Origin of the sequence: Burkholderia sp. AU16482, from assembly GCF_002223285.1 — a bacterium.
GTDB lineage: Bacteria > Pseudomonadota > Gammaproteobacteria > Burkholderiales > Burkholderiaceae > Burkholderia > Burkholderia semiarida.
Genome location: NZ_NKEY01000009.1, coordinates 536,568 through 552,535 on the forward strand (window position 1 = coordinate 536,568; position 15,968 = coordinate 552,535).

The window sequence follows — 15,968 nt, forward strand, 5'->3', positions numbered from 1 at the left end:
ACGCGCATCGCGCGTCAGCCGCCGACCACGAATCGCGCGCCCAGCGCGAGCAGCAACGCAGGCGGCATCACGCACGCGCCGATCGCGAGAAATGCGCGGAAACCGACCTGCAACCCTTCGCGCCGGATCGCCGCCAGCCACAGGATCGTCGCGAGCGATCCGGTGATCGACAGGTTCGGGCCGAGATCCACGCCGATCAGAATCGCATCGATCACCGTTTGCGGGCTGTGCGCAGCCTGGATCGTCGAGCTCGCGATCAGCCCGGCAGGCAGGTTGTTGACCCCGTTCGACACGAGCGCGACCGCGACGCCGGCCGCGGCGGCGGCAATGTGCTCTCCGCTTTGCATCAACGCGTGCAGCAGCCCCGCCAGTACGCGCACCGCGCCGGTCCGGTCGAGCGTCTCGACGACGACGAACAACCCCGCGACGAGCGGCAGCACGCTCCATGAAATCGCGCGAACGATCGGCACGCACGCCGCGCGATCCCGCATCACCACGCATGCGACCGTGACGACACCCGCCAGCGCGGTCGGCAACCCGAGCGGGCGATCGAGGACCGACACCGCCATCAGCGCGACGGCCGTTGCCGCGATGCCCGCGAGCGCGATGCGCCCGCCGCCCGTCAGCGGCTGCACCGGCAGCCCGGATTCGCAGCGGCCGGCAAGCGCCCGTCGCTGCACGATCCTCAGCATCACGAACGTACCGGCGATCGACGCGACGGACGGCGCCGCGAAATGCGCGAGCCATACGCCGAGCGCCGGCATGTGCGCGCCGTACAGCACCAGGTTCGCCGGATTCGAAATCGGCAAAACGAAACTCGCGGCATTGGCGACGAGCGCGCAGCTGTACAGCAGCGGCATCGGGTCGGCTTTCGCGCGGCGCGCGGCGGCAAGAACCGCGGGCGTCAGCACGACGGCGGTCGCATCGTTCGACAGGAACACCGTGGTGACGACACCGACCCCGTAGATCAGCGCGAACAATCGCCGCGGCGAGCCCTGCGCGAGATTGACGACGCGCGTCGCGACCCAGTCGAACAGCCCCTCGCGGCGGGCCGCCTCGGACAACAGCATCATGCCCGTCAGGAACAGGTAGACGTCGCCCCCTTTCGCGACGGCGTCCAGCGCCTGCGCGACGGGCAACAGGTTCAACGCGACCAGCAGCAGCGCGCCGCTCACGGCCCACGTGGCCTCGGGCCAACCGAACGGACGCGTGATGACGCCCGCGGTGGCGAGCGCGGAAATCAGCCAGGCAAGCGAAACAGGATTCATGGGCAAGTCGACACAGGCATGGAAATCGAAATCGCTTTCACGATGATGTCGCCGATAGATCGGCGGGCTTGCCGCACGCGCCGCTCAGCGATCGCGCATGACCGAGCCACAGCGCGAGCGAGCCCGTCGACACGGCGCCCAGTACGACGAACGCGACCGGATAGCCGAAGTGCTGCGCGAGCACGCCGCCGAGCACGGGGCTGAGCGCCGCGCCGATCCCCTGCGCGGTCGCGACGGCGCCCTGCCCGGCGTTCACGCGGCCGGAGCCATGCAGCAGGCGAACGACGAGCGCGGGCACGACCACGCTTTGCAGGCCGGCGCCGATGCCGTCGAGCATCTGCACCGGCCATACACCCGCTTCGCTCATCCACGCCGCGGCGACCGCCCCGCGCACCGGCAGCACGAGGTACGAGAACAGCAGCACGCGCCAGTAGCCGTGCGCGCGAATCAGCCGGGGCGCGAGCCAGGCCGCCGCGATCATCACGCACTGCGCGATGACGATGGTCTGCGCGGTGAACGCGCTCGCGTTGCTGCGATGCGTGACGACGACGCCCATCCCGTAGAGCGGCAGCATCGCGGCGTTGCCGAGATGAAACAGCGCGAGCGACGCGCCGAGCAGTACCAGCGGCCGGTTTTCGGCGAGCGTGCGCAGGCCGCCGACGCGCGACGTCGACGCCGCGTCCAACGCATGCGGATGCGCAGCATCCGTTCCCGGCGCGCGGCCATCAGGCTCGAGACCACGTGCGCAAGCATGATCGATTGCGTGCCCGGGAATCGCCAACGTGCTCCCAACCGCAAGGACCGTGAACACGGCGACGAGCGCGAACACCGCGTCGAATCCGACATGCCAGCCGAGCCACCCCGCGAGCGCCGCGCCGGCGACGTTGCCGGCATGGTTCGCCATCTGGTTGCGCCCGAACTGCCGGTCGAAACCCTGCCGACGCACGATGCCGAGCGTCACGCCCGCGACCGCGGGCGCGAGCACCGCGCCGCCGACCGCCGCCAGGATCTGCGACACCGCCACCGCCGGATAGCCGCGCACGAACATCAGCGCCAGCGACGCAAGCGCCGTCACCGCGGTCGCCACGACGATCAGCGCCCGCTTCGCGCGCACCGCATCGACGAGCGCGCCGGCCAACGGTGTCGCGGCCATCGCGGCGAGCCCGGCCAGCGTCATGACCGTGCCGATCGCATCGGCGCCCCAGCCGCGCGACAGCAGGATGACGCCGATGAACGGACCGATGCCGGCCTGCACGTCGGCCAGGAAGAAATTGAGCGCTTCGAGCGCGCGTGCCGGTCTCACGGTCGCCGCACGGTCATGCGACATCCGCATCGACGAGCTCGGCAATGTCGCTCACGTCGAGCGTCGCGCCGTGCGGCGTGACGACGCCGTGCCCCCACGCCTGCACATGGATGCCGGCCTGCAGGTAGTCGTGCAATGCTGCCGCCGCATGCGGCGGCAGACGCAACGCGACGCCGCTCGTCAGCAACGCGCCGTTCAACTCGCCTTTCGGGCCGTACAGCCCGAACGCGACTTCTCCACTGAATTCCATCGGCCGTCGAGCCGGTCGCGGCGGCTTCGGGACAGCGTGCTCGGGCCCGGCGTCGACGATGTCGACGCCGCCACGCCCGGTCAGTTGCACGGCCGCGATCATCGCCGCGCGACGCGGTTTGACGCCCCGCACGCGGATGCGGTCGCCGACCGCGACATGGCGCACCAGTTCGCGGCCCAGATGCGGCGGCACGTGAACCTGCAGGTCGCCGTTCAGGATCAGGCCGTCGATTTCTCCGTGCGGATCGAGCAGGAACTGCGTGACGCGGCCGCGCGTTTCGGGGAGGCAGGCGGGATCGATCCAGTGCATGACAGGACTCCTTTCGATGGATTGCGGAACGGCGCCGCGCGTTTCAGCGCGCGACATCGTCATAGAGATTCACGACATGGCCCGGCGCGCCGAACGCCGTGGCCTGCAGCGCTTCGCCGTATGCGTTGCGCGTGCCGTAGCCGATCGCGGCCACGCGCTCCCCGGGCGCAAGCAGCGCGCCGAATTGCCGGGCGGCCGGCACGGTCAGCTTGACGATCGCGCCGCCGTCGAGCATCACGCCGTCCGGCTCGCCGCGCGGCGCGTGCGTCACGCGGCGCACGACGCCGGACACGCTCAGGCGCGCGAGGTTGACGCCGCGCAGCATGGCAGGCACGGGCGCGACGGGCGCGGGCGGCTGATCGGACAGCGACGCGCCGGTGCCGTCGTTGCGGACGACGCGTGCATGGATTTCATCGTCGAAGCGCCGTTCGCCGGCCACCGTGACACGCTCGCCCGACCGCACGAGCGCAGCCAGTTGCGAACCGAGATGCGGCGGCAGACGGACGAGCGTGCCGTCGGTCAGCACGAAGCCGTCGACGGTCCCTTCCGGATTGATCGTCAGGCGCGACAGCGTGCCGGAAACCAGCGCATCCGATCCGGTGTCGTTGCCGGGCCCGACGGGCAAAAGCGCACGCGGCCCGGACGGAGGCGGAGGCGGCATGGCGCCGGCCGGGTCTTGCGCGCGCGGTGCCGGCGGCACCTGCGCCACGCTGACCGTTGCGACGGCAACGAACGCGGCGGCGCAGAGCATGCGAGACGAACGGCGAACGGCGGCGCGGCCTCGCGGCCGCGATCGAACGACAGGCGGGTACGGCTTCATGACGGGTTCCGGCGACGGGTTGCGATGCATCGATATCCGCAATACCCGTGCCAACCCGCGACGCACCGCGCGGCCGTGCGCCGAGCGCCGACGTACGCCCAACGTGTCGGGTTTTCCGACACGTGGCTTCACCGGCTGTCGGCCATTCCGACAGTGGAAACCGCGCGACTCGACGCCTAGGGCGTTTTCACGCTAATAACGGGCTTGCGCTGGCCCCCAGAAGGGCCGAGCGCGAGGATTGCGACGAAGCGAATACTCGACGTATTCGCGAGGAGCATGACGCAGCGATCGGCCCTTCTGGGGGCCAGCCCCACGAATGCATTTTTCAGACAGGGGAACGTGCCTTTCCGCCCACATTGCGGCGTCGTGCGTCGCTTGTTTGGCACGGCCAAACGGCGCTCCTTACTCCTTGCACGCGCCCAAAGGAAGTCCCCTTGGGGGACGGGCGGAAAGGCACGTTCGCAAGCCCGTTATTAGCGTGAACACGCCCTAGTCGTCGCGCTCGATCCCGAGATTCGCCATGCGCGCATAGAGCGACTGGCGGCCGATCCCGAGCTGCCTCGCGGCTTCCGCGCGATTGCCGTTCGCGCGCTCGAGCGCACGCAGGATCGCCGCGCGCTCGACCGTCGCCAGCGCATCGGGCAACGGCATGTCGAGCAGGTGCGCCGGCACCGCATCGGCGCCCGGCTGGCGCGCGGGCACGGCGGGCAGGCCGAGATCGGCCGCACTGACGGCCGGCCCGGGAGCGAGCGCGGCCGCGCGCTCCATCACGTTGCGCAGTTCGCGGACATTGCCCGGCCAGCGGTGATCGAGCAACGCCCGTTGCGCGTCGTTCGTCAGGTGCAACGGCCGCATGCCAGCCGCGCTACCCAGGAAATGCGCGGCGAGCGGAAGAATGTCGGCCACGCGATCGGCGAGCGGCGGCAGGTGCAGCGGAATGACGTTCAGCCGATAGAAGAGATCTTCGCGGAACGTACCGTTCGCGACGGCCGCGGCGAGGTCGCGGTGCGTCGCGGCCACGACGCGAATGTCGATCGCCGTCGCTCGATCCGCGCCGAGCGGCGTCACCTGGCGCTCCTGCAGCGCGCGCAGCAGCTTGGCCTGCATCGCGGCGGGCATGTCGCCGATCTCGTCGAGAAAGAGCGTCCCGCCGTCGGCCTCGACGAGGCGCCCCGCGCGATCGGCATGCGCGCCCGTGAACGCGCCGCGACGATGCCCGAACAACTCGCTTTCGAGCAGGTCGGCCGGGATGGCCGCGCAGTTGACGGCGACGAACGGCCCCGCGTGCCGTGCCGATGCGGCATGCAGTACGCGGGCCGCCACTTCCTTGCCCGTACCCGTCTCGCCGGTCACGAGCACGGTCGCGTCGCTCATCGCGGCCCGGCCGACCTGCTTTTGCACGTCGCGCATCGCGGCGCTCACGCCGAGCAGTCGCGGCCGGTCCGCCGAAGGTTCGCCCGCGAAACCGCCTTCCACCGGCGCGAGCGCGGGCGGCTGATTCGCCGACACGATGCGTTCGAGCAGTTGCGCGATGTCCCGGCGCCCGATCGGCTTCGTCAGATGATCGAATGCGCCGAGCCGCATCGCTTCGATCGTGTTGTCGCTGGTCGCGTGGGCCGTCAGCATGACGACCGGCATCGCGGCCAGGGCGGGATCGTCGCGCAATTGCGCCAGCACGGCCAGCCCGTCCAGGTCCGGCAGGCGGAAATCCAGAAAGACGCATTCGATGTTGCCGCCGTCGCGCAGCGCGCTCAGCGCGGCCCGGCCGGATGCGGCCTCGACGGCCCGATGGCCGAGATCGGCCAGCGTTTCGGCGAGGCCGTCGCGAAATGCCGCGTCGTCGTCGACTATGAGGATGTTTGCCATGGAATTTCAATCACGAATGCGGCGCCCTCGTCGAGCCGCGCCTGCCCGCCGTGCGCCGCCGCCACTTCGCGGACGACGGCGAGACCGAGGCCCGTTCCGTCCGCGCGCCCGGTCACGAACGGCTCGAAAATCCGCTCGCGCTGCGCGGCCGGCACGCCGGGGCCGCTGTCCGACACGGTGATGCGCAACCAGTCGCGCCCGGCGAACGGATATCGTTCGGCCGCGAGCGTGACCGCGCCGCCCGCGCCCGCGTGGTGCAGCGCGTTGAGCAGCAGATTGTCGAGCGCGCGCCGCATCTGGTCGGGATCGAAGGCGGGAAAATCCGACGGCCACGCGAGCCGTTCGCCCTGCCCCGCGAGCGACAGCGTCAAGTCGATCGCCTGCCGCTGCGCCAGCTCGCGGTGCGCGTCGACGACCTGCGCGAGCCACGCGTCGACGTCGACACGCGTCGCATGCGGACGCACCGGCTGCGTCAGCGCGAGCAGGCTCGACAACTGCGCATCGATGCGCTCGATCTGCGCGAGGATCACGCGCAGCGCATCCTGCTGCCGCCGGCTGTCGCCGGCCAGCGCGTTTTCCGCCTTCAGCCGCATCGCACCCATCGGATTGCGAATCTCGTGCGCGACCTGCGCGGCCAGTTTGCCCAGCATCCCGAAGCGTTCGGCCTGCGCGAGGCGCGTGCGGAGCTCGGCGGCCTGCTGTTGCAGCAGGTCGGCGCGCCGCGCCCGCTCGTTGAACGCATCGATGACGCGGTCGAGATCGGGTTCGCCGACGTACGGCAGGTGATGCTCGCGACCGTCGGGCCCCAGCCCGCTCTCGATCCGTGCGAGATTGCGCTTCCATCGGCGCAGCGCCACGGCCAGCGCCGCCGCGATCGCGAGAATCACCGCGAGCACGGCGGCGAGCCCCGTTGCCAGCAATTCCCCGTGCCGGCCCAGCGGCGGGCGCGCGCGTGTCAGCATCCACACGTACAGCCCCGATCCACCGCGCACCGGACACGCCGCCGCGATCACGGCGTCCTGCGCGCCTTCGACGACGTTCGCGGTCGCGGCATGCGTCGCGGCCGCGGCTCGCAGCGTGCGGAGGATCAGCGGCGTTTCCGCTTCCGGAACGTCGCGTTTGACGCCGCTGCCCTGATAAGTGGGAAACGAATACGCGAGAAAGCCGCTCGCGGCAGGCGCGGCGCCGGGCATCCAGAACCCGCCCTCCATGTCCGCGGCACGCGAGAGCACGATGTCGAGGATCGCGTGCATCAGTTCGGGGGCAGGCTCGGCGCCCGCCGACGCGGAAGCGCCGTAACGCGACGCGACCGCTTCGCACGCCGACGCGCCGGCGGCCTTCGCGCCGGCCACCTGCTGACTCTCGGCGGAGCTCGCCGTGACCCAGACGACCGCGACCAGCGTCGCGCACAGCGCCGCGACGAGTGCCCAGAGCATGACGAGTTGGGTGGAAAACGACGGACGCTTCATCGGATCAGGCTGGCGGTCGAGGACGACAGCATAGCGTATTGCATGCGACGTGAAGCCGCCACGGCCGCCATGCATCGTACGGGGCGAGCCGCCGGATCGGCCTCGAACGAGGAGCGCCCGATCCGGTTGTTCGCGGTGGGACCGAGCCGCCAGGGAGAGAGAAACGCGTCGATCGTGCTGCCGAACGGCCGCACCATCGACGTCACGCGCGGCCGTCGGCGCGCACCCGCGGATACGGCCGCGCGCTTCTACGCGCCGTCCCGCTTGATCCGCTCGACGATGCGCGCCAGCCGAATGATGTCGGTCGGCGCGAAGTCGGCCGCGTCGGGCGGGGAACGGCCGCACTGGTCGGCGATGCGCATCGCGAACGGCCCGGCCGGCCGCACGGAAACACCCGGCACGCGCATCGTGTTTCGTTCCATGGTCCTCCCCTTTTCCGGCACGCGACCGGCCGGCCCGTCACCGCCGGCTCGACCGCGACACCACGTCGATCCACACCGCCAGCACCAGCACCGCGCCCTTGACGATCATCTGCCAGTACGCGTCGACGTCGAGCATCGACATCCCGTTGTCGAGGCTCGCCATCACGAGTGCACCGATCAGCGCGCCGTACACCGTGCCCGATCCGCCGCGCATCGACGTGCCGCCGATGAAGCACGCGGCGATCGCGTCGAGCTCGCCCATCGTGCCGGCGGACGGCGACCCGGCCGCGAGCCGCGCCGTGTTCACGAGGCCGGCAAACGCGCACATCAGCCCCATCAGCGCGAAGATCGCGAGTTTCACGCGATCGGTGTCCACGCCCGACAGCCGCGTGGCCTCCAGGTTCGAGCCCACCGCATAGATGCGCCGGCCGAATACCGTCTGCGTCGCGATCCACGAGAACACGCCGAGCAACGCGAGCAGCAGCAGCACCGGCACCGGAATGCCGCCGTAGCGGTCGAGCGTCGCGACGAAGGCGAACAGCACGGCGCCGGCGCCGACGATCTTCGCGACGTCCTGCCACAGCGGCGCGACCGCGAGCCGGTAGCGATGCCGCGTGCCGCGCTGCCGCACCACCAGCAGCGCCGCGAGCGCGAACAGCAGGACCGCGAGGCCGTCCCCCGCCACGCGCGGCAGATAGCCCTGCCCGATGAACACGAAGCCGTCCGACACCGGCGCGATCGTCGAGCCGCCCGTGACGCCGAGCAGGATGCCGCGGAACGCGAGCATCCCGCCGAGCCCGACGATGAACGACGGCACGCGCCGATAGGTCGACCACCAGCCGTTGAAGAGCCCGATCAGCACGCCGAGCGCGAGCACGGCCGGGACCGTCGCCGCCACCGGCCAGTGGCGGTTGACGTCGAGGATCGCGGCGACGCCGCCGAGCAGCCCGAGCAGCGAGCCGACCGACAGGTCGATCTCGCCGGCGATGATGACGAACACCATCCCGCAGGCGAGCATGCCGGTGATCGACATCTGCCGCAGCAGGTTCGACAGGTTGCGCGGCGTGACGAACGCACCGTCCGTCAGCACCGAGAAGAACGCCCAGATCGCGGCCACCGCGAACAGCAGCGCAAGGATTTTGTAGCGCACGAAGATGCGTCGCAGCGGATGGCCGCGCGCGACGCGCGTATCGGTGTCCGGCGACACGGGCCGGGAAGACGAAAGTTCGGTGTTCATGTCGTGCTCGCTGCAATGGGTTCGGCCGGACGCCGCGCGGGCGTCAGCGCGGCGCCGAGAATCTGTTCCTGCGTGAGGCCGTCGTTGACGAAGTCGCCGCGCAGCTCGCCCTCGCCGATCACGAGCACGCGATCGGCGAGCCCGAGCACTTCCGGCAGCTCCGACGACACGACGATCAGCGCGACGCCGCGCTTCGCGAGCGCGAAGATCAGCCGGTAGATCTCCGCCTTCGCGCCGACGTCGACGCCGCGGGTCGGCTCGTCGAGAATCAATACCTGCGGGTCGGCCAGCAGCATCCTGGCCAGGACCGCCTTCTGCTGATTGCCGCCGGACAGGCTCGCGATCGGCAGGAACGGATGCGCGGCACGCACCGACAGCCGCTGCATCTCGGTGCGGATCGCGTCGAGTTCGGCGGCCGCGTCGATCCGGCCGCGCGCGGCGAACCGGCGCAGCACCGCCAGCGTGATGTTGTGGCCGACGCCGAGCTGCGGCACGATCCCGTGGCGCTTGCGGTCCTCCGGCACCATCGCGATACCCGCACGGATCGCATCGGCCGGCGAGCGGATCGCGAGCGGCCGGCCGTTCATCCGCACGCTCGCCGTGCAGTCGCCCGGATACGCACCGAAAATCGCCTGCATCAGCTCGGTGCGGCCCGCGCCGACCAGCCCGGCAACGCCGAGTATCTCGCCGCGCCGCACGCTGAACGACACGTCGTCGACACGCTTGCGGCGCGGATTCGTCACGTCGTGGCAGGTGACGTGATGCACGTCGAGCACGACGTCGCCGATCTCGTGCGGCTCGCGCGGATACAGGTCGCGGATCTCGCGGCCGACCATCATCGCGATGATCCGGTCGGTGGTCAGCGCGGCCATCGGTTCGGTCGCGACGTGGCGGCCGTCGCGGATCACGGTCACGGTGTCGCACACCGCGTCGATCTCGTCGAGCTTGTGCGAGATGTAGACGCACGCGACGCCGCGCCGCTTCAGGTCCCGCACGATGTCGAGCAGGATGCGCGTTTCCGACGCGCTCAGCGACGACGACGGCTCGTCGAGGATCAGCAGCTTCGCGCGCTTGTTCAGCGCCTTCGCGATTTCGATCAGTTGCTGGTGGCCGCCGCCGTAGTTCATCACCGGCTGCGCGACGTTGATCGCGTCGATCCGCAGCTCGCGCAGCAGCGCTTCAGAGCGTCGCACCATTTCCGCGTAATGCATGCGCCCGCCCGGCAGCGTGATCTCGTTGCCGAGGAAGATGTTCTCGGCGACCGACAGCTCGGGCACGAGCATCAGCTCCTGGTGGATGATCACGATGCCCGCGCGCTCGGTATCGCGCACGCCGGACGCGACGAGCGGCGCGCCTTCCCAGCGGATCTCGCCGTCCCACGTGCCGTGCGGGTACACGCCCGACAGCACCTTCATCAGCGTCGACTTGCCGGCGCCGTTCTCGCCGCACAGCCCGACGCATTCGCCGGGGCGCACGCTCAGGTCGATGCCGTCGAGCGCCTTCACGCCGTCGAAGGCCTTGACGATGCCGCGCATCGTCAGCAAGGGTTCCGTCATTCGTTCATTGCCTCGCAGTAAACGCGGCCGCCGTCGCGGCGGCCGCGCGTCGCGTCCGTCGCCCGCTTACTGGCTCGCCAGCTGGGCCTGGGTATAGAAGCCGTCCTTCACGACGACGTCGACGTTGCGCTTGGTCAACAGCGTCGGCTGCAGCAGCACCGTATCGACCTTCTTCTTCCCGTTGTCGTATTGCGCGTTGAACGCGGGCTTCGTCCCCTTCGCGAGATCGACGGCAAGCTTCGCGGCTTCGCTCGCGATCAGCTTCAGCGGCTTGTAGACGGTCATCGTCTGCGTGCCGGCGATCACGCGCTTGACCGCGGCCAGGTCCGCATCCTGCCCGGACACCGGCACCTTGCCGGCCAGATGCTGCGCGGCGAGCGCCTGGATCGCGCCGCCGGCCGTGCCGTCGTTCGACGCGACGATCGCGTCGATCTTGTTGTTGTTCGCGGTCAGCGCGTCCTCGACGATCCGCAGCGCGGTCGACGCGCTCCACTCGGGCACCCACTGCTGACCGACGACCTTGATGTCGCCGCGGTCGATCGCCGGCTTCAGCACCTTCAGTTGCCCTTCGCGCAGCATCTTCGCGTTGTTGTCGGTCGGCGCGCCGCCCAGCAGGAAGTAGTTGCCCTTCGGCTTCGCGTCGAACACGCCCTGCGCCTGCAGCTCGCCGACCTTCTCGTTGTCGAACGAGATATACGCGTCGACGTCCGCGTCGAGAATCAGGCGGTCGTACGACACGACCTTGATGCCGGCCTTGCGCGCTTCGGCGACGACGTTGCCGAGCGTCTTCGAGTTGAACGGCACGATCACGATCACGTCGACGCCGCGCGAGATCAGGTTCTCGATCTGGGAAATCTGCCGCGCCTCGCTCGCATCGGCCGACTGCACCGACACCTTCGCGCCGAGCTTGGTTGCGGCTGCAACGAAATAGTCGCGGTCGCGCGACCAGCGCTCGACGCGCAAGTCGTCGATGCAGAAGCCGATCTCGGGCTTGTCCTTGCTCGCGTGCGCGAGCGGCGTGCCCAACGCGAACACCGCCAGCGCGGCGGCGCCGGCAAGGGAATTCAGTACGGTACGACGCGTCACGGATTTCATGTCTCCACTCCTTGTTATGGAACCACCTCACGAACCGCGGGCGGCCGCCGGATTGCACCGCCCGCATCGAGTCACTGCCGCGCGCGGGTCCGCGCCGGCGCACCGCCGGTCAGGCGCCCGTCGCGAATACCGGTTCGAGCGCACGGTACAGCGCGCGAAACGTCGGCCGCCGCACGTCGCGATACCACGCGTGCCGCCCGGCATCGGGCTCGCGCACCGCGACGACGCTCGGCTGCGGGCACACGTCGGCAAGCGCCGCATCCGGTTCGAGCGCGAGACGGGCGAGGCGCGCGGCGCCCAGCGCCGGCCCGATCTCGCCGCCCGCGCGCAGCGTCAGCGCACGGCCGCTCAGGTCGGCAAGCATCTGCGTCCAGTACGCGCTGCGCGAGCCGCCGCCGATCACCGTTATGCTGTCGGGCGCGAGCCCGGCCGCATGCAGCGCGTCGATGCCGTCGAGCAGCGCGAAGCCCACGCCTTCGAGCGTCGCGTTCGCGAGATCCGCGCGCCGCGTGTCGGGCGTGAGCCCGTAGAACACGCCCTTCGCGTTCACGTCGTTGTGCGGCGTGCGCTCGCCGCTCAGGTACGGCAGGAACCACGGGCGGCTCTCGCGTGCGTTCGTCTGCGCATCGTCGAGCAGCGCCGCGACGCCGTCGTAACCGGCCAGTTGCGCGGTGAAGTCGATGCAGCCGGCCGCGTTCAGCATCACGGACATCAGGTGCCACGTATCGGGCAGCGCATGACAGAAGCTGTGCACCGCCGATTCGGGATTCGCGCGGAACCCGTCCGACACCGCGAAATACACGCCCGACGTGCCGAGCGACAGCAGCGCGTCGCCGGGCCGCACGATCCCGACGCCCACCGCGCCGGCCGCGTTGTCGCCGCCGCCGGCCACCACCGGAATCTCGCGCAATCCGAGCGCGCGCGCGACGGCCGGCAGCAGCGTGCCGGTCACCGCGTTGCCCTCGAACACGGCCGGCATCTGCGTGCGCGACAGCCCGCACGCGGCGAGCAGCGTATCGTCGTAGTCGCGCTTCGCGACGTCGAGCCACAACGTGCCCGCGGCATCCGACGGATCGGTCGCGAACGCGCCGGTCAGCCGGTAGCGCAGATAATCCTTCGGCAGCAGCACGTACGCGATGCGCGCGAACACGTCGGGTTCGTGCCGACGCACCCACAGCAGCTTGGGCGCCGTGAAGCCCGGCATCGCGACGTTGCCGGCCACCGTGCGCAGCGCGGGCGCGAGCCGTTCGAGCTCCTCGCACTCGGCGTCCGCCCGGCCGTCGTTCCACAAGATCGCGGGGCGCAGCACGTCGCCATGCGCATCCAGCAGCGTCGCGCCGTGCATCTGCCCGGTCAACCCGAGTGCGTGGATGTCGCGCGGGTCGATGCCGGCCGCGCGTGCATCCGCCACGAGCGCGGCGAGCGCGCCGCATGCGGCGTCCCACCAGTCGCGCGGCGCCTGTTCGGACCAGCGCGGCTGCGGCCGGCTCACCGTCAGCGGGCGGTTCGCGCTCGCGCGCACCGCGCCGTCGCGGTCGAGCAGCACCGCCTTCACGCCGGACGTGCCGAGATCGAGTCCGATGTACATGGCGTCAGCGCAGCCCGTAGATCGCCTGGTTCACGATGTTCTCGAGCCGCTCCTGCGCGCCGCTCACGTGCCGCGGGTCGACGCCGCGCGCGAGCGCGTCGGCCGCGAGCGACTCCAGCGTATAGCCGCCCGACAGGATCTTGCGGCCGAACGCGTCGTCCCACTGCGCGTAGCGCTGCCGGCGCAGCGCGTCGAGCCGGTCGTTCTCGACCAGCACCGCCGCGCGTTCGAGCGCGAGCGCGAGCACGTCGATCGCGCCGACGTGACCGTAGAACAGGTCTTCCGGGTCGATGCTCTGGCGCCGCACCTTCGAGTCGAAGTTCATCCCGCCGGTCGTGAAGCCGCCGTGGCGCAGGATCTCGTAGAACGCGAGCGTCAGTTCCTCGACGCTGTTCGGGAACTGGTCGGTGTCCCAGCCGTTCTGCGGATCGCCGCGGTTCGCGTCGACGCTGCCGAACACGCCGAGCGCGAATGCGTTCGCGATCTCGTGATGGAACGAATGGCCCGCGAGCGTCGCGTGATTCGCCTCGATGTTCACGCGGATCTCGTTCTGCAATCCGTACTGCACGAGGAAGCCGTGCACGGTGGCGACGTCGTAGTCGTACTGGTGCTTGGTCGGCTCCTGCGGCTTCGGCTCGATCAGCAGCGCGCCCTTGAAGCCGATCCGGTGCTTGTGCTCGACGACCATCGACAAAAAGCGCGCGAACTGCTCGCGTTCGCGCTTCAGGTCGGTATTGAGCAGCGTTTCGTAGCCTTCGCGGCCGCCCCACAGCACGTAGTTTTCGCCGCCGAGCCGGTGGGTCGCGTCGAGCGCATGGCACACCTGGGTCGCGGCCCACGCGAACACGTCGGGGTTCGGGTTCGTCGCGGCGCCGGCCGCGAAGCGCGGGTGCGAGAACAGGTTCGCGGTGCCCCACAGCAGCCGCACGCCGCTCGCCTGTTGGCGCTCGCCGAGATAGTCGACCATGCGCGCGAAATTGGCCGCGTATTCGCGCAGGCTGTCGCCTTCCGGCGCGACGTCGGTGTCGTGGAACGTATAGAACGGCGTGCCGAGCTTCGTGAAGAACTCGAACGCCGCATCGGCCTTCTGCCGCGCGCGCTCGAGCGCGTCGCCCGGCTGCTGCCACGGCCGCTGGAACGCGGCCTGCCCGAAGATGTCGTGGCCCGGCCACACGAACGTGTGCCAGTAGCACACCGCGATCCGCAGATGCTCGGCGAGCGTCTTGCCCAGCACGCGCCGCTCGGGGTCGTAGTGGTGATAGGCGAGCGGGTTGTCCGACCGCGGGCCTTCGTAGCGAATCGCGGGAATGTGTTCGAAATACGACATGGCGTCTCCGTGCAGGTTCTTGTTGCGGCGCAACGTGCATCGCGACGACGCACGCGGCCGAATTCGGTTGGCTGGATCGTGCCCCCGCGCCTGCCGCCCGGCAATTGCGAAATTGCGCAGCACGCTTGATGTTTCTTGCCAGCCGCTGCGTGCGGCGCGCGTTCCGTCCTACAATCGCCGTACACCAACCCGCGCGCCGCCGTCCCGGGCGCGCCCCGGAGACAATGGCACCGCGCCCGCAAGGCGCGCCCCGACACCCAGATGACACGCGCCCCTTCCGCCCAGACACCGCACCGCATCGCGCTGCTGTTCAACGCGAACAAGGTCTACGACCGCGAGATCATCAGCGGCATCGGCCAGTACCTGCACACGACGCGCGTCGTGTGGGACCTGTTCCTCGAAGACGATTTCCGCTGCCGGCTCACCGGCATCGAGCGTTTCGACGGCGACGGCATCATCGCCGACTTCGACGATCCGGCCGTCGCCGACGCGCTCGCCGGCTCGCCGCTGCCGATCGTCGCGATCGGCTCGTCGTACGAGGACCCGGCGCAATACCCGGACGATGTCCCATATATTGCGACGGACAACGCGAAGCTCGTGTCGCTCGCGTATACGCACCTGATCGGCGCGGGGCTCGCGCACTTCGCGATGTACAGCCTGCCGGTCGCGCAGGAGAACCGCTGGGCGCAGCAGCGCGAGCTCGCGTTCGACCGGCTCGCGCGCGCGGACGGGCTCGACGCGCCGATCTATCGCGGGCTGTCGACGAGCGCGTCGGGCTGGAATCACGCGATCGAGCAACTGATCGGCTGGCTGCATGCGCTGCCGAAGCCCGTCGGCGTGATCGCGGTGACCGATGCACGCGCGCGGCATCTGTTGCAGGCCTGCCTGATCGCCGGCATCGCGGTGCCGGAACAGGTCGCGATCATCGGCATCGACAACGATCCGCTCACGCGCACGCTGACGCGCATTCCGCTGTCGTCGGTCATCCAGGGCACCGAGGAAATGGGCCGCACCGCCGCGCATCTGCTGCACCGGATGCTGCGCGGCGCACGCTTTCCCGGGCAGCGCATTCTCGTGCCGCCGGTCGGCATCAACGTGCTCGAATCGACGCGCCACCAGCCGCTGGCGAGCCCGCACGTGATGCGCGCGCGGCATTTCATCCGCCAGTACGCGTGCCAGGGGATCAAGACCGAACAGGTCGCCGACTATGTCGGCGTGTCGCGCTCGCTGCTCGAGGAGCACTTCCGGCGCGAACTGCAGCGCACCGTGCACCAGGAGATCCTGCGCCACAAGCTCGAAGCCGCGCAGGCGCTGCTTGCCGGCCGGCAGGCGTCGAGCGCCGAAGTCGCGATCCGTTGCGGTTTCACGTCGCTGCAATACATGTACGCGGTGTTCCGGCGCGAACTCGGCTGCACGCCGCGCGAATATCAGGAACGCGCGGCCGCCACGAACTGACGC

General features: G+C 70.0%; 13 protein-coding genes. 1 reads left to right on the forward strand and 12 read right to left on the reverse strand.

The window, feature by feature from the left end; translation table 11 throughout:
* Positions 1 to 14: 14 nt before the first annotated feature.
* From CFB35_RS32945 to xylA, 12 genes are all read right to left on the reverse strand, one after another.
* Positions 15 to 1,268, reverse strand: a complete 1,254-nt coding sequence (locus tag CFB35_RS32945) for an arsenic transporter (RefSeq protein ID WP_059577761.1) — start codon at positions 1,266 to 1,268, stop codon at positions 15 to 17.
* Between the two features lie 37 nt (positions 1,269 to 1,305).
* Positions 1,306 to 2,571, reverse strand: a complete 1,266-nt coding sequence (locus CFB35_RS32950; protein ID WP_081066640.1) for an MFS transporter — start codon at positions 2,569 to 2,571, stop codon at positions 1,306 to 1,308.
* A 13-nt stretch (positions 2,572 to 2,584) separates the two neighbouring features.
* Positions 2,585 to 3,130 (reverse strand): hypothetical protein, encoded by a 546-nt coding sequence (locus CFB35_RS32955; protein WP_059577760.1) that lies wholly within the window; start codon positions 3,128 to 3,130, stop codon positions 2,585 to 2,587.
* A 43-nt stretch (positions 3,131 to 3,173) separates the two neighbouring features.
* Positions 3,174 to 3,791, reverse strand: a complete 618-nt coding sequence (locus CFB35_RS32960; RefSeq protein WP_226094203.1) for a hypothetical protein — start codon at positions 3,789 to 3,791, stop codon at positions 3,174 to 3,176.
* Between the two features lie 648 nt (positions 3,792 to 4,439).
* Positions 4,440 to 5,816, reverse strand: coding sequence for a sigma-54 dependent transcriptional regulator (locus tag CFB35_RS32965; protein ID WP_059577757.1), 1,377 nt, complete (start codon positions 5,814 to 5,816; stop codon positions 4,440 to 4,442).
* Complete coding sequence (locus CFB35_RS32970) at positions 5,798 to 7,285, reverse strand: HAMP domain-containing sensor histidine kinase (RefSeq protein ID WP_059578030.1); 1,488 nt, start codon at positions 7,283 to 7,285, stop codon at positions 5,798 to 5,800. The genes CFB35_RS32965 and CFB35_RS32970 overlap by 19 nt, the downstream gene beginning before the upstream one ends.
* A 248-nt stretch (positions 7,286 to 7,533) precedes the next feature.
* A complete protein-coding gene (locus tag CFB35_RS35195) occupies positions 7,534 to 7,707 on the reverse strand; it encodes a hypothetical protein (RefSeq protein WP_179231828.1) in 174 nt (57 codons plus the stop codon).
* A gap of 37 nt (positions 7,708 to 7,744) precedes the next feature.
* Positions 7,745 to 8,944 carry a sugar ABC transporter permease gene (locus CFB35_RS32975; RefSeq protein WP_059577755.1) on the reverse strand — a complete coding sequence of 400 codons (1,200 nt, stop codon included), beginning with the start codon at positions 8,942 to 8,944 and terminating at the stop codon, positions 7,745 to 7,747.
* The gene (gene xylG / locus CFB35_RS32980; protein WP_059577752.1) at positions 8,941 to 10,500 is read right to left on the reverse strand and encodes a D-xylose ABC transporter ATP-binding protein; all 1,560 of its coding nucleotides are present in this window, start codon (positions 10,498 to 10,500) and stop codon (positions 8,941 to 8,943) included. The genes CFB35_RS32975 and xylG overlap by 4 nt, the downstream gene beginning before the upstream one ends.
* Before the next feature lie 66 nt (positions 10,501 to 10,566).
* Entirely contained in the window at positions 10,567 to 11,595 is a 1,029-nt protein-coding gene (gene xylF / locus CFB35_RS32985; protein ID WP_059577750.1) for a D-xylose ABC transporter substrate-binding protein, read from the reverse strand.
* Between the two features lie 109 nt (positions 11,596 to 11,704).
* Entirely contained in the window at positions 11,705 to 13,183 is a 1,479-nt protein-coding gene (gene xylB / locus CFB35_RS32990) for a xylulokinase (RefSeq protein WP_059577748.1), read from the reverse strand.
* A 4-nt stretch (positions 13,184 to 13,187) separates the two neighbouring features.
* Complete coding sequence (gene xylA, locus CFB35_RS32995; protein ID WP_059578027.1) at positions 13,188 to 14,510, reverse strand: xylose isomerase; 1,323 nt, start codon at positions 14,508 to 14,510, stop codon at positions 13,188 to 13,190.
* 261 nt (positions 14,511 to 14,771) lie between these two features.
* On the opposite strand from xylA, the gene CFB35_RS33005 reads away from it, so the two are divergent.
* Positions 14,772 to 15,965 (forward strand): DNA-binding transcriptional regulator, encoded by a 1,194-nt coding sequence (locus tag CFB35_RS33005; protein ID WP_059577745.1) that lies wholly within the window; start codon positions 14,772 to 14,774, stop codon positions 15,963 to 15,965.
* Positions 15,966 to 15,968: the final 3 nt, after the last annotated feature.

Coding starts and splice junctions, on each gene's coding strand:
- CFB35_RS32945 (WP_059577761.1), bottom strand. CDS start 1,268: ATGAATCCTGTTTCGCTTGCCTGGCTGATTTCCGCGCTCGCCACCGCG.
- CFB35_RS32955 (WP_059577760.1), bottom strand. CDS start 3,130: ATGCACTGGATCGATCCCGCCTGCCTCCCCGAAACGCGCGGCCGCGTC.
- CFB35_RS32960 (WP_226094203.1), bottom strand. CDS start 3,791: ATGCCGCCTCCGCCTCCGTCCGGGCCGCGTGCGCTTTTGCCCGTCGGG.
- CFB35_RS32965 (WP_059577757.1), bottom strand. CDS start 5,816: ATGGCAAACATCCTCATAGTCGACGACGACGCGGCATTTCGCGACGGC.
- CFB35_RS32970 (WP_059578030.1), bottom strand. CDS start 7,285: ATGAAGCGTCCGTCGTTTTCCACCCAACTCGTCATGCTCTGGGCACTC.
- CFB35_RS35195 (WP_179231828.1), bottom strand. CDS start 7,707: ATGGAACGAAACACGATGCGCGTGCCGGGTGTTTCCGTGCGGCCGGCC.
- CFB35_RS32975 (WP_059577755.1), bottom strand. CDS start 8,944: ATGAACACCGAACTTTCGTCTTCCCGGCCCGTGTCGCCGGACACCGAT.
- xylG (WP_059577752.1), bottom strand. CDS start 10,500: ATGACGGAACCCTTGCTGACGATGCGCGGCATCGTCAAGGCCTTCGAC.
- xylF (WP_059577750.1), bottom strand. CDS start 11,595: ATGAAATCCGTGACGCGTCGTACCGTACTGAATTCCCTTGCCGGCGCC.
- xylB (WP_059577748.1), bottom strand. CDS start 13,183: ATGTACATCGGACTCGATCTCGGCACGTCCGGCGTGAAGGCGGTGCTG.
- xylA (WP_059578027.1), bottom strand. CDS start 14,510: ATGTCGTATTTCGAACACATTCCCGCGATTCGCTACGAAGGCCCGCGG.
- CFB35_RS33005 (WP_059577745.1), top strand. CDS start 14,772: ATGACACGCGCCCCTTCCGCCCAGACACCGCACCGCATCGCGCTGCTG.